Genomic DNA, 12689 nt, shown 5'->3' on the forward strand with positions numbered 1-12689 from the left:
TGTCGAGTAATGCCGCACGTTGTCCGGTGTCTCGGCAAGAGCCTAGGAGCCCACGTTGGCTGAGCTGCACGTCGAGCTGGTCGCAGCCGACCGCAAGGTGTGGTCCGGTGCGGCCACCATCGTCGTCGCCCGTACGGCCTCCGGCGACACCGGCATCATGCCGGGTCACACCCCGGTGCTGAGCGTGCTGGAGACCGGTCCGGTCACCATCCGCACCGCCGAGGGCACCATCGTCGCGGCGGTGCACGGCGGCTTCATCTCCTTCGCGGACAACAAGCTGTCGATCCTCGCCGAGATCGCCGAGCTGGCGGACGAGATCGACGTCGCCCGCGCGGAGCGGGCGCTGGAGAACGCCAAGTCCGAGACCGACGCGCACGCCGAGCGGCGCGCCGAGGTCCGGCTGATCGCCGCGCGCGGCGTGAAGGCGCACGTCTGAGCCAGGTCTCAGCGACGGTCCCGGGGACGCCTGGAGCGTGACCCCGGGACTGTCGTATCAGTTGGTAGGAATGGGCGGTCGTGGGTCGACCGCCACGGGGATGTAGGTAGCGAGGAGGTCGGTGAGCATGGTCCTCGCCCTTGTGGTGTGCGCCGCCGTGGTGGCCCTGGCCGTTGCCGGGCTGGCCGGCTTCGCGGTACGCCGCCGCCTCATCCAGCGGGTCGGCGGCACGTTCGACTGCAGCTACCGGTTGAAAATGCCCGCGGACGCCTCCACGCAGCCCGACCTCGACGAGAACGGACAGCCCACCTCCGCCCCGGTCCCGGTGACCGACGGCAAGGGGTGGGTTTTTGGTATCGGCCGCTACAGCGGCGACTCCATCGAGTGGTTCCGGGTCTTCTCGTACGCGCCCCGGCCGCGCCGGGTGCTGCCGCGCACCGAGATCGAGGTGCTGGGCCGCCGCTACCCGCAGGGCCAGGAGGAGCTCGCGCTGCTCTCCGGTTCGGTGGTGCTGCGCTGCCTGCACAACGGCGCGCCGCTGGAGCTGGCGATGAGCGACGACGCGCTGACCGGCTTCCTCGCCTGGCTGGAGGCGGCGCCCCCCGGGCAGAGGGTCAACGTCGCGTAGCGACGAGACCCCTCGGGATGGGGGTGCCCCCGGCCGAAGGCTGGGGGAGGGTCAACGTCGCTTGACGCGTCGTCAGCGTGACCGGGCTTACGCCCAGCCGGTGTGAGCGGCCCGTTAGGCTGCGGGCATGGTGAATCTGACGCGCATCTACACCCGGACCGGGGACGACGGCACCACCGCGCTCGGCGACATGAGCCGGACCACCAAGACCGACCCCCGGCTGGTCGCGTACGCGGACACCAACGAGGCCAACGCCGCGCTCGGCGTGGCGATCGCCGCGGGCGCGCTCCCCGAGGACGTGGCGGCGGTGCTGATCCGGGCGCAGAACGACCTGTTCGACGTCGGCGCGGACCTGGCGACCCCGATCGTCCCGGACCCGAAGTACCCGCCGCTGCGGGTCCAGCAGTCGTACATCGACCGGCTGGAGTCGGACTGCGACCACTACCTGGAGTCGCTGGAGAAGCTGCGCAGCTTCATCCTGCCCGGCGGGACGCCCGGCGCGGCCTACCTGCACCTGGCGTGCACCGTGGTGCGGCGGGCCGAGCGGGCCACCTGGGCGGCGATCGAGGTGCACGGGGAGAGCGTGAACCCGCTGACCGCGAAGTACCTGAACCGGCTCTCCGACCTGCTGTTCATCCTGGCCCGGTCCGCCAACAAGGAGCGCGGCGACGTGCTCTGGGTGCCCGGCGAGAACCGCTGACCCCGCCGGTCCGCGGGAGCTCCCTCCGGTGTCGTCGTCCGGGGAGCCGAGCAGGTCGTCCGACCTTCGGCTGACGACGGGTCGTCCGACCGGTCGTTCCGGCGCGGCAGGAAGGAGTGCTGGGATGTTCGGTGTGAGGCTCACCGACCGTCAGGAGGATCTCGCGATCGCGGCCTTCGGGCTGTTCGGCGGCTTGCTGCTGATCGCCGTCGGGGCGTACGACAGCCGCCCCGACCTGCCGGCCTGGGTGCCGGTGCTGCCGCTGGTGGCGATGTCGGTGCTGGAGCTGCAGCGCCGGCGGCGGCCGGTGTGGGCGGTCGCGCTCGGCGGGATCGTCTTCCTCGCCGCGGTGTACTGCGGCTCGGTGCTGGCCACTCTGCTGATGTACACCGACCTGCTGTACGCGGCGGTGCTGTACGGGCCGCCGCGGATGAGCAAGGTACTGCAGCTGACCGGCGGCGCCGGGAGCCTGGCGGCCACCACCCTGACCTTCGTGTACGGCTCGGTGCAGGGCGCGCTGGTGGTCGCGATGTTCTGCGGGCTGACGCTGCTGCTGCCGGTGTGGACCGCGGAGCTGCTTCGCCACCACCGGGACCGCGCCGAGGCGGAGCGGCTTCGGGCCGAACAGACCACGCTGCTGGCCGAGTTGGACCGGCGCGGCGCGGTGGCGGCGGAGCGCGCCCGGATGGCCCGCGAGCTGCACGACGTGATCGCCAACCACCTGTCGGCGATCGCGATCCACGCCACCGGCGCGCAGGCGGTGGCACGCCGTCAGCAGCGGGTCGAGGACGGTCCGCTGGTGGAGGCGCTGGCGGTGATCCGGGAGAACAGCGTGCAGGGCCTGGCGGAGATGCGCCGGATGATCGGCCTGCTGCGCGAGAGCATCCCCGAAGAGCCGTACGCCGCGCCGCGGTTGGCCGCCGTCGACGTGCTGCTGGAGCAGGCCGGCACGGCCGGGCAGCAGGCCGGACTGCGGTTCGAGGCGGCGGAGGAGGGCGAGCGCGGGGAGCTGCCCGCGCCGCTGGAGCTGGCCGCGTACCGGATCGTCCAGGAGTCGCTGACCAACGCGGTGAAGCACTCTGCGCCGGGCGTGGTGCGGCTGCGGATCGGGTACGGGGAAGCGGAGTTGGAGATCACGGTGGACAGTCCGTACCGCCCGGGGGAGGGGCGGTCGGTGCCCGGGGCGGGCGCCGGGCTGGTCGGCATGGGCGAGCGGGTCCAGTTGCTCGGCGGGACGTTCACCGCCGGGCCGGACGGCGACAGGTGGCGGGTGCGGGCGGTGCTGCCGCGGACGGCGAACGGGGAGCGGACGTGATCCGGGTACTGGTGGCGGAGGACCAGGCGGCGGTACGGGCCGCGCTGGTGATGATCCTGCGGGCCGAGCCGGGCCTGGAGGTGGTCGGGGAGGCCGCGGACGGCGAGGAGGCGGTGCGCCTCGCGCTGGAGTTGCAGCCCGACGTGGTGCTGATGGACGTGTCGATGCCGCGGCTGGACGGGGTGGCGGCGACCCGCCGGATCACCGCCGCACAGGCCGCGCAGGTGCTGGTGCTGACCACCTTCGACCTGGACGAGTGCGTGTGGGGCGCGCTGCGGGCCGGCGCCGCCGGGTTCCTGCTGAAGGACCTGGAGGCGGCCACCCTGGTCGAGGGCATCCGCACGGTGGCCCGCGGCGACGGCATGCTGGCGCCGTCGGTGACCCGTCGGCTGATCTCCTCCTTCGCCCGGCCGGCGCCGCTGCCCGCGCCGACCGCGGACGTGCTGGCCGAGTTGACGCCGAAGGAGCGGGAGGTGCTGGGCTGCCTCGGCGCGGGCCTGTCGAACGCGGAGATCGCCGCCCGGCTGGGCACCGCGGAGGCCACCACCAAGACCCACGTCAGCCGGATCCTGGCCAAGCTGGAGCTCCGCAGCCGGGTCCAGGCGGCGATCCTGGCACAGGAGTTGGGGGTGCAGGTGCCCGGTGAGGGGTGATCGCCGGTGAGTGAGGGGCGCAGATCACACCCCTTCCGGTACAGATCACACTCCCGGAACGCACCACGCGGGGCGCGCTCCCACTAAAGTCCGGCGCAGAGCGAAGTGGCTCCCGCGGGCGGTCGTGTGCCGCCCCGGCGCGGGCAGCCTTCGAACCCGCCCCCTCCGGGAGATTCCACGCCATGAGCAGTGTTTCCAGCGTCGCGGACCAGCGGATCGCCGTGATCGGCGCCGGCCTGATGGGCGCCGGCATCGCGCAGGTCGCCGCGCAGGCCGGCCACCAGGTGGTGCTGCGCGACGTCACCGACGCGGCGCTGGCCCGCGGACTGGACGGCATCCGCGCCTCGTACGAGAAGTTCACCGCCAAGGGGAAGCTGACGGAGCAGCAGGCCGCCGACGCGCTGGCCCGGATCACCGTCACCACCGACCTGGACGCGGTCGCCGAGGCCGACCTGGTGGTCGAGGCGGTGTTCGAGCGGCTGGACGTCAAGGAGGCGGTCTTCCGCGAGCTGGACCGGATCGCCAAGGACGGTGCGGTACTCGGCTCCAACACCTCCGCCATCCCGATCACCCGGATCGCGGCCGCCACCGAGCGGCCCGAGTCCGTGGTCGGCGTGCACTTCTTCTCCCCGGTGCCGCTGATGCAGCTGGTCGAGCTGGTGCGCGGCTACAAGACCTCCGACGAGACGCTGGCCCGGGCCCGGGCCTTCGCCGAGGGCGTCGGCAAGCAGGTGGTGGTGGTCAACCGCGACGTGGCGGGCTTCGTCACCACCCGGCTGATCACCGCCCTGGTGGTCGAGGCGACCCGGCTCTACGAGTCCGGCGTCGCCACCGCCGAGGACATCGACACCGCCTGCCGGCTCGGCTTCGGCCACCCGATGGGACCGCTGCAGACCGCCGACCTGACCGGCGTCGACATCCTGCTGCACGCGGCGGACAACATCTACGAGGAGACCCGCGACGAGAAGTTCGCGGCCCCCGAGCTGATGGCCCGGATGGTGACCGCCGGAGACCTCGGCCGCAAGAGCGGGCAGGGCTTCTACCGGTACGGATGACCGGCGCGCCACCCGCGGCGCGGCGCGGATCCGGGCGACCGGGTGAGTTTGCTCACGGTCCGCGCCGCAGACGGGTGATTTGGGCGGTAATCGAGCGTGGGTGTGAGGTGTTCCTGCGTATATTCCCTCGGACGGGTGAAGTTGAGGGAGAGTCCGCCGGGTGGCAGCAACCTGCGGAACTGGTTCACCGTCAGATGGTGAAGGGGCCGGGGCGAGCGGGACCCCTGGCGGACCCAGCGGTGAGACCCCACCCCGAGTGCGGACCCGGTCGACGGGTGGACGGCAGACGGCCGAAGAGGAGGACAGCGTGCGCATCACCGGCGACCACACCGGTCTGGCCATCGAAGGGCGCCTCGACGTGCGCAGCGCGGCCGACGCCCGGTCGGTGCTGCACGCCGCGGTCGACGGTGGCCAGGGCGACCTGATCCTCGACCTCGGCCGCCTCGAGTTCTGGGACGCCACCGGACTCGGCGTCATCATGGGCACCCACCGCCGGGCCGGCCGGGTCGGCCGCCGGCTGGTCCTGCGCGACGTGCCCGTCCAGCTCCAGCGCCTGCTGGTCGCCACCCGCCTGCACCGCATCCTGGCGGTCGAGGGCGCGGTTCCGGACCCGTACGGGACGACCCTGCCGGCGATGGGCTGAGCGCCTCCGAACTGCGGACGACCGTTCGACGACCCTGAATGTTGACCGGGTGCGGTCATATGGGAGAGTCTGCGCCACAGTATCGGTCCGTAGGCGGGGAGCGTGTCGTGGGTCAGCCGGCAGACGGAGTACGCCCGCGCAGCGGTGAGCTGGTCAGCGGGGAGCGGTTGGTCGCCGTCGGCGGGCCGGAGGGCTCGGAGGCGCGGCACTGCCCGGACGACTGGCTGCCCGCGCCGCGCCGGATCCGCGGCATGGTGCAGGCCCGGCCCGAGCTGGGGCCGAGCTCCGCGGTGGGGCCGCTGGCATTGGGCGGCGGCTCCGACTCCCGGCTGCTGGACCGCGAGGCGGACATCGCGACGCTGCTGGCCCGGCTCGCCGAGGGCCGCTCGATACGCCTGCTCGGCCAGCCCGGTTCGGGCCGCTCCGCGCTGCTCGCCGCGGTCGCCGAGACGGCCGGTGAGGTGGCCCCGGACGGCGTGGTGCGGCTGAGCGGCTACCGCCGCAGCGCCGCCGACCTGCTGCAGGACCTGTTCGCCGCCACCCACCACGCCCCCGACTTCCGCCCCGACCGCGAGCAGCTGACCGAACTGCTGGCCGGCGTCGCCGCGGTGGTGGTCATCGACGACGTCGAGCCGACCGGCGAGGAGCTGGAGGCGCTGCTGGCGATGGCGCCCGAGTGCGCCTTCCTGATCGCGCCCGCCGCCGACAGCACGCCGATGTCGCCCGGTTCGCGGCTGCAGGACCACCTGGTCGCCGGACTCTCCCGCCCCGCCTCGCTGACCCTGGCCGCCCGGTTGGCGGGCCGCTCGTTGGACGACGCCGAGCGGGCGTGGGCGGTCGACCTGTGGTTCGAGTCGGAGGGCCTTCCGCTGCGCTTCGTCCGGGCGGCGGCGCTGCTGCGGCAGCGGGACGTCGCGGTGGACGCGCTGGTCGCCGCGCAGGAGGACCGGCGGGACGTCTTCGGCTCCGTGCGGAGCTACGAACTCCCCGACGACCCTGCCGAGTTGGAGAACGAGCTGCGCCGCCAGGTGCCGCTGCCGTCGGTCGGCGAGAGCGCCTCGCCGGCGGTCCGGCTGGCGGAGGGGCTGAGCGAGCCCGCCCGCCGGGTGCTGCGGCTCGCGCTGGCGCTCGGCGGGGAGTGCCCGACCGCGCCGCACCTGCCCGCGCTGGTGGACGTCGGCCTCGGCGAGAGCGCCCTGCAGGAGCTGGTCGAGGCGGGCCTGGCGATCTCCGTCGGCGGCCACCACCGGCTCACCGAGGGCGTGGTCGAGGCGCTCACCGAGCCGCGACCGGGCGGGCAGCAAGGCGAAGGCCGGGGCGCGTTCGCGCCCGGCACCATCGCGCACGGCGCGGCCGAGCACCTGTCCTGGTGGGTCGGCCACGCCTCGGTGTCGACCGCGCAGGTCGCCGCCGAGGCCGAGGTGATCGTCGCGGTGCTGCTCGCCGACCGGGACGCCGGCCGCCCGGAGGCGGTGCTGCACCTGGCCCGGGCCGCCGCGCCCGCGCTCGCCCTGTCGCTGCGCTGGAGCGCCTGGGAGCGCACCCTGCAGCTCGGCCTGGAAGCCGCCCGGAACCTCGGCGCGGACTTCGAACAGGCGTGGTTCCACCACGAGTTGGGTGTGTACGCGCTCTGCTCGGGCAGCTCGCAGCGGGCGGCCGCGGAGCTGGAGGCGGCGGTCGCGCTGCGCGCCGCGGCCGGCGAGCCGCGGGCCGGTGCGGCCCGCCGGATGCTCGACCTGATCCGTGCCGAGGAGCTCGCCCCGCTCGCCATCGGCCCGGGCGAGGAGCCCGCCCGCAAGCGCCGCAGCATCCGCGCGATCGCCCAGGTGCCGTACCGGCTGCGCAAGTCCCGCACCCGCGGGGACACCCGGCGCACCGTGATCGCCGCCTCCGCGGCGGTGATGGCGCTCGGTGTGCTCGGCACCGCGATCGGGCTGAGCGTCGACCGCACCGGCAACCCCGCCGGCGGCAGCCACCCCGGTCGTTCCATCGAGGACGGCCTCACCCCCGCCGAGATCCCCGACAGCCCGCACCCGTCCTCGGCCTCCCCCTCGCCGAGCGCGGCGGACAGCAGCACGGCGGCGAGCGAGACCCCGGCCGACACCCCGTCCGGCAGCGCCGGCAGCACCCGCAAGCCGTCGGCGACGCCGAAGACGACGCCCCCGGCGGCGCCGACCACCACCAAGCCCGGTGCCACGCCCACGCAGCCGGCGCCGACGAGCACGGCGCCGACGCCGCCGACGTCGTCCCCCAGCGAGAGCCCGAGCGGCAGCGCGTCGGCCACCGCGACCGGGTCGGCGACGGCGAGCACGACGCCGACCACCTGACGGGTCACCAGCTCAGCAGACGCTCCAGCGAGTAGCGGCCGGAGGCCACCGCCTCGGCCTCCCAGGCCCAGGCCGGGCTGCGCAGCATCGCCTCGGCGAGGTCCGCGGGGGCGTCCGGGCCGAGCGCGCGGCCCAGCAGTCGGTGGGCCAGGGCGAGGGAGGCCTGACGGTCCTTCAGCCAGCTCTGGGCAGCCTCGAAGCCGCCGGCGGCGTGGGCCGCGCGCAGCGGGGCGAGCCAGCCCTCGATCCACCAGCGGGTGCGGTCGGCGTCCGGGATCTCGGCGAAGGTCGGGGCGAGCGCGTCGCGCAGGCGGCGGAGGTAGTCGTCCTGGGTCCGCGCCAGGTGCGGGTACTCCGCGGGGAAGTGCTGCCACTCGTGGTCGGGGAAGGCGAAGCTGTCCGCCTGGACCGGGTGTTCGGCGTAGTAGGGCTCGCCGTCGCCGAAGACGTCGCGGAGCAGCTCGTAGCGCAGCGGGGCGGACTCGGCGAGCAGCACCGCGTCGTACAGGTCCTTGCCCTGCGGGTGCCGGTCGGTGACCAGCCACATGAGCTTCCAGGCGAGGGAGAGTTCGCGGGTGGCGACGTTGAGCACGGCGCCGGGGGCGACCTCGAAGCGCTCGGGCGGGACGGGGAGGTGCTCGTTGAAGACGAAGTCGAGCTGGACGGTGCCGCCGGGCAGGCCGTCGGCCTCCCAGGGGAGCAGCAGGCGGCGGCCGGGGACGCGCTCGTAGGTCCAGATGGCCTCGGTGACGGCCTCCTCGGGGCGGAAGCGCACCGGGCCGGTGGTGGGGACGCCGTGGGTGAGGCCGTGCAGCAGGTCGGCGGTGCGGGCCTCGTCGATCCGCCAGTCCTCGGGGGTGACGACGAAGTCCAGGTCGCCCGGTTCGCGGGCGGCGGCACCGAACCAGGCGCGCAGGACGACGGAGCCGCGCAGCACCAGGTGGTCGACCCAGCCGGAGTCGGCGACGGCGGTGAGGACGGCGTCCATCGCGGTGCGGCGGGCGGCCTGCCAGGCGGTGGCCAGCTCCGGGTCGGCGAAGCGCGGGTCGGTGGGGCGGTAGGCGTTGGGGTGCTGCTTGAGGGCGGGGTCGAAGACGAAGGCCTGCTCGGCGCGCGGGTCGTCGATCGGACGGAACGTCAGGGGCAGCCCCTCGCCGGACCGTCGGGACCGCTCGATGGCGCGCAGGACGTACGGGTCGGTCATGTCGGAGGCTCCTCGGTCAGGTGGTCGGGGCGTCGTCGAGCCAGCCGGCGTCGAGGGTGAGGGCGGTGTCGTGGACGACGTACTCGCGCTCGGTCTTCAGTGGCGGGAAACCGGCGGTGGTGAGGGCGGTGGTGAGGCGGTTCAGGTGCTCGCCCGCGGTGGTCAGGCCGAGCCGGTGGCAGCGCTGGGTGACGAAGTACTGGCGGTGGCCGCCCGGTTCGGTGCGGCGGGCGTTCCAGGACACGTGGGCGTGGTGGCCGTCGGCGGCCCGGGCCAGCGCGTCGCGGGGGACGCCGGGGGCCAGCCGGACTTTCACATGGTGTTCGAAGTACCGCTCGGGGGCGAGGAGTTCGGCCTCGGCGTCGGTGCGCGGGACGCCGGGCGTCCAGGGCGCGGCCTCGATCTTGAGCCGGACCGGCGTGAAGCCCGCCGCGCGCAGCCGGGCGGTCTCGGTGGCGGCGCGCCGGTGCTGCTCGGGCAGGCTGCCCTCGGACTGCCAGGTGAGCATCGGCTGCGAGGGGTGCAGGCCGCGGGCCAGCAGGATGTGGGTGAACTCCAGGCCGTGCGCGCGGGCCCAGTCGGCGAGCGCGTCGGCCTCGGCCGGAGCGAGCGTCAGGTGGGTCTCGTAGAGGCCGACCGGCTCGGGGCTTCGAACGGGCATGCGGGGATTGTTCCAGCCCGGCCCGACGAAGCCCCAACGGCTTTTCCCGGTGGTCAGAAGAGCTTCAGCTTGTCGTCGTCGATGCCGCGCAGCTCGTCGTAGTCCAGCACGACGCAGCCGATGCCGCGGTCGGTGGCCAGCACCCGGGCCTGCGGCTTGATCTCCTGCGCGGCGAACACGCCCTTCACGGGCGCCAGCAGCGGGTCGCGGTTGAGGAGTTCGAGGTAGCGGGTGAGCTGCTCGACGCCGTCGATCTCGCCGCGGCGCTTGATCTCCACCGCGACGGTGGCGCCGTCGGAGTCCCGGCACAGGATGTCGACCGGGCCGATCGCGGTCGGGTACTCGCGGCGGATCAGCTGCCAGCCGGAGCCGAGCACCTCCATGCGGTCGGCGAGCAACTCCTGCAGGTGCGCCTCGACGCCGTCCTTGACCAGGCCGGGGTCGACGCCCAGCTCGTGGCTGGAGTCGTGCAGGACGTCCTCCAGCGTGATGATCAGCTTCTCGCCGGCCTTGTTGACGACCGTCCAGACCCCTTCGTCCTCCTTCAGGGAGCACGGCGGGGACATCCAGTTCAGCGGCTTGTAGGCCCGGTCGTCGGCGTGGATGCTGACGCTGCCGTCGGCCTTCACGATCACCAGGCGCACGGCGGAGGGCAGATGTGCAGCGAGGCGGCCCGCGTAGTCCACGGTGCACTTGGCGATTACAAGACGCATGGGGACAAGCCTACGGCCCGCCGCGAGCGCCGCCGTCCGCGTTCGAATCCGGGCGGTCGACGGGGCGGGCGGGCCGGCCGACGGTCAGGGCACGCACCGTGCGCCCGGGTGCGGCGGGCAGTGGGGCCGGGGGCGGCGCAATCCCGAGACACACGGTCGGGTCGGGCCGGGCCGCGAAGCCAGTTGATGCGAGTGCGGCCGGGGTGGGTGTTGGACGGCCGCGCGGGGCGAAACATGGTGACCGTGCGTTCACTCGGTGTGAGGCTTGCCTGGTTGGCGCACAGGGTTGGGACACGGCTGATTCCGGCCAATCTCGCCCTCCGCACGGCGATTCGGGTGGCAATCCACCGATTCGCCAGCCGGGTCGGACGAGGCCTGCCACGCTGGTCTGACCCCCGGCCAGGACTTCGACGCACGCGCGTCACATGCCCGCAGCAACCGCCAACACCTGAACACCGCGCGAAAGTTCACTGCACTCCAGCACCAGCACCACCGCCCCGGCGGCCCCGCCGGGGCGGACCGCGAGAGGAGAACCCATGTCGCTCGACGTCTCACCGGCCCTGTTGGAGAAGGCCGAACGAGGCGAGGTCGACGAGCGGGAGTTCGTCGACTGCGTCCGCACCTCCCTGCCCTACGCCTGGGACCTGATCAGCTCGCTGGTCGCCCAACTCAAGGTCGACGGAACCGACTTCGCCGACAACGAGGTTCCTCCGCCGAGCGAGCGGGAGCGTGGACAGCTGCTCCGCGCGATGGCCAGCGACGCGATCCGCGGCGCCCTGCAGAGCCACTTCGGCGTCCGGCTGGCCTTCCAGAACTGCCACCGGGTGGCGGTGTTCGCCCCCGGCCCGGACTCCGCCGAGCGGCACGCCCGCTTCACCTCCGTCCGAGCCCAGCTGCTCAACCAGTCGCCGGAGCTGCGCGACTGCTGACCCGCCGTCAGCACCCCGGACCGCTGCCCGCGGGCCCGCCCCGGCCACCGAACGGCCGGGGCGGGCCCGCGACGGCCCGTCAGGACAGCTGGGGCAGCACCTCGGCACCGATCCGGGCCACGTTGTGCAGCGTCGCCGCAGTGTCCCCGGACCCCTCGGCGAGCAGCGCGAACCGCCGGATCCCGGTGCTCTCCGCGGTCGCCAGCAGCCGGTCCGCACACTGCTGCGGCGTGCCCACCGCGTGCAGGTCGCACAGCAGCTCCGTGTACGCGTACGGGTCGCGCATCGAGCGCTCCTTGCCGTCCACGGTGCGGTGCGCGCCCAGCCCGTACGCGAAGAAGTCCGGCAGCGCCCGCAGCAGGCTGGCCCGGGCCGCGCCCGCCCGGTCGTCGACCTGCGCGACGCCCGCCGCCACGTGCTCCCGCTCGACCCGCGCCAGCTGCTCCTCGCCGCGCCCGCAGGCCCGCCAGGCGGCCCGGTAGGCGGCCAGCATCCCGCGCTTGTCCTCGTCGCCGGAGTGCATGCCCAGCAGCATCGGCAGGCCCCGCTCGGCGGCCGTCCGCACGCCCGTCGGCGAGGTGCAGGCCACCACCACCGGCGGTCCCGCCGGCCCGGCCGGCGGGGTCTCCTGACGCTGCCTCGGGATCACCGCCGGCGCGTCCAGGCCCAGCCAGCCCGACAGGTCGCGCACCCGTGGCGGCTCGCTCGCCCGCGGCACCACCGCCACCTCAGGGAAGTCGAACTGCGGGCCGCTCGCTCCCACCCGCGAGCCGCGCAGCCAGCGCAGCAGCAGGTCCAGGCGCTCCGGGAAGCCGCGCTCGAACGCCTCCATCCCGCCGCCGAACACCGCCAGGTCGATCCACGGCCCGCCGCGGCCCACCCCCAGCGTGAACCGCCCGCCCGAGGTCAGGTGCAGCAGCGCCGCCTGCTCGCCCAGCGCCACCGGGTGACGGGTCGTCAGCACGCTCACCGCGGTGCCCACCCCGATCCGCCGGGTCCGGCCCAGCAGCATCGCCGCCAGCGTCGCCGCGTCCGGGCACACCCCGTACGGCACGAAGTGGTGCTCGGCCAGCCACACCGCGTCCAGGCCGGCCCGCTCGGCGGCCAGCGTCGCGGAGACGGTCCGGTCCAGCGCCTCGCCGTGGCTCTGCCCGGGGAACTGCGCGGACAGCAGGAAGGCGCCGACCCGGATCGCGTCCGTGCCGGCGCCCGGCCCGCTCTCCGCCCGTACCGCGGGCGCCGTTCCGGCGGCCGACCGCGGCCCCGGAGTCGGGACGGTCGGCCGGGCGGTGGTCTTGGTCATCGGGTGCCTCCTCGGTGCGCGCAGGGTCTGCGGGCCCCGCCGTGTCACCACGTGAGTAACCCATGTCATGTGCCAATGGCACGCGAAACCTCGATTTTCCCAGAGGAAAGGGTGGATTACTC

13 protein-coding genes are annotated in these 12689 nt (G+C 74.1%); 9 read left to right on the forward strand and 4 right to left on the reverse strand.

The features are described 5' to 3' along the window. Window positions 1–55 precede the first annotated feature (55 nt). The 8 genes from ACWD4U_RS05145 to ACWD4U_RS05180 all read left to right on the forward strand — a co-directional run bounded on the left by ACWD4U_RS05145 (window position 56) and on the right by ACWD4U_RS05180 (window position 7757). On the forward strand, window positions 56–436 hold the full coding sequence (locus ACWD4U_RS05145; RefSeq protein WP_363449894.1) for a F0F1 ATP synthase subunit epsilon: 381 nt from the start codon (window positions 56–58) through the stop codon (window positions 434–436). Between the two features lie 127 nt (window positions 437–563). Continuing rightward, window positions 564–1064, forward strand: coding sequence for a DUF2550 domain-containing protein (locus ACWD4U_RS05150; RefSeq protein ID WP_363449892.1), 501 nt, complete (start codon window positions 564–566; stop codon window positions 1062–1064). Between the two features lie 127 nt (window positions 1065–1191). After that, window positions 1192–1764 carry a cob(I)yrinic acid a,c-diamide adenosyltransferase gene (locus tag ACWD4U_RS05155; RefSeq protein ID WP_363449890.1) on the forward strand — a complete coding sequence of 191 codons (573 nt, stop codon included), beginning with the start codon at window positions 1192–1194 and terminating at the stop codon, window positions 1762–1764. A gap of 124 nt (window positions 1765–1888) precedes the next feature. Then, window positions 1889–3079 (forward strand): sensor histidine kinase, encoded by a 1191-nt coding sequence (locus tag ACWD4U_RS05160; RefSeq protein WP_363449888.1) that lies wholly within the window; start codon window positions 1889–1891, stop codon window positions 3077–3079. After that, complete coding sequence (locus ACWD4U_RS05165; RefSeq protein WP_363449886.1) at window positions 3076–3732, forward strand: response regulator transcription factor; 657 nt, start codon at window positions 3076–3078, stop codon at window positions 3730–3732. The genes ACWD4U_RS05160 and ACWD4U_RS05165 overlap by 4 nt, the downstream gene beginning before the upstream one ends. Before the next feature lie 182 nt (window positions 3733–3914). Beyond that, window positions 3915–4787, forward strand: a complete 873-nt coding sequence (locus ACWD4U_RS05170) for a 3-hydroxyacyl-CoA dehydrogenase family protein (protein ID WP_363449884.1) — start codon at window positions 3915–3917, stop codon at window positions 4785–4787. 307 nt (window positions 4788–5094) lie between these two features. Continuing rightward, entirely contained in the window at window positions 5095–5430 is a 336-nt protein-coding gene (locus ACWD4U_RS05175; protein ID WP_363449882.1) for an STAS domain-containing protein, read from the forward strand. A gap of 107 nt (window positions 5431–5537) precedes the next feature. After that, window positions 5538–7757: an ATP-binding protein gene (locus ACWD4U_RS05180; protein ID WP_363449880.1), complete on the forward strand. Its 2220-nt coding sequence runs from the start codon at window positions 5538–5540 to the stop codon at window positions 7755–7757. A 4-nt stretch (window positions 7758–7761) separates the two neighbouring features. On the opposite strand, the gene ACWD4U_RS05185 is transcribed toward ACWD4U_RS05180, so the two are convergent. From ACWD4U_RS05185 to nucS, 3 genes are read right to left on the reverse strand one after another with little or no spacing between them, the layout of a single operon-like run. Then, entirely contained in the window at window positions 7762–8961 is a 1200-nt protein-coding gene (locus ACWD4U_RS05185; protein WP_363449878.1) for a nucleotidyl transferase AbiEii/AbiGii toxin family protein, read from the reverse strand. A gap of 16 nt (window positions 8962–8977) precedes the next feature. Beyond that, complete coding sequence (locus tag ACWD4U_RS05190; RefSeq protein WP_363449877.1) at window positions 8978–9622, reverse strand: hypothetical protein; 645 nt, start codon at window positions 9620–9622, stop codon at window positions 8978–8980. A 53-nt stretch (window positions 9623–9675) separates the two neighbouring features. Next, window positions 9676–10335: an endonuclease NucS gene (nucS, locus tag ACWD4U_RS05195; protein ID WP_363449875.1), complete on the reverse strand. Its 660-nt coding sequence runs from the start codon at window positions 10333–10335 to the stop codon at window positions 9676–9678. 536 nt (window positions 10336–10871) lie between these two features. Here nucS and ACWD4U_RS05200 point away from each other — a divergent pair. Then, window positions 10872–11264: an SCO5389 family protein gene (locus tag ACWD4U_RS05200; RefSeq protein ID WP_363449873.1), complete on the forward strand. Its 393-nt coding sequence runs from the start codon at window positions 10872–10874 to the stop codon at window positions 11262–11264. Window positions 11265–11343: 79 nt separating this feature from the next. Here ACWD4U_RS05200 and ACWD4U_RS05205 read toward each other — a convergent pair whose 3' ends face one another. After that, window positions 11344–12456 carry an LLM class flavin-dependent oxidoreductase gene (locus ACWD4U_RS05205; RefSeq protein ID WP_363450260.1) on the reverse strand — a complete coding sequence of 371 codons (1113 nt, stop codon included), beginning with the start codon at window positions 12454–12456 and terminating at the stop codon, window positions 11344–11346. Between the last annotated feature and the right edge of the window lie 233 nt (window positions 12457–12689).

This window comes from Kitasatospora sp. NPDC002522 (assembly GCF_053595195.1).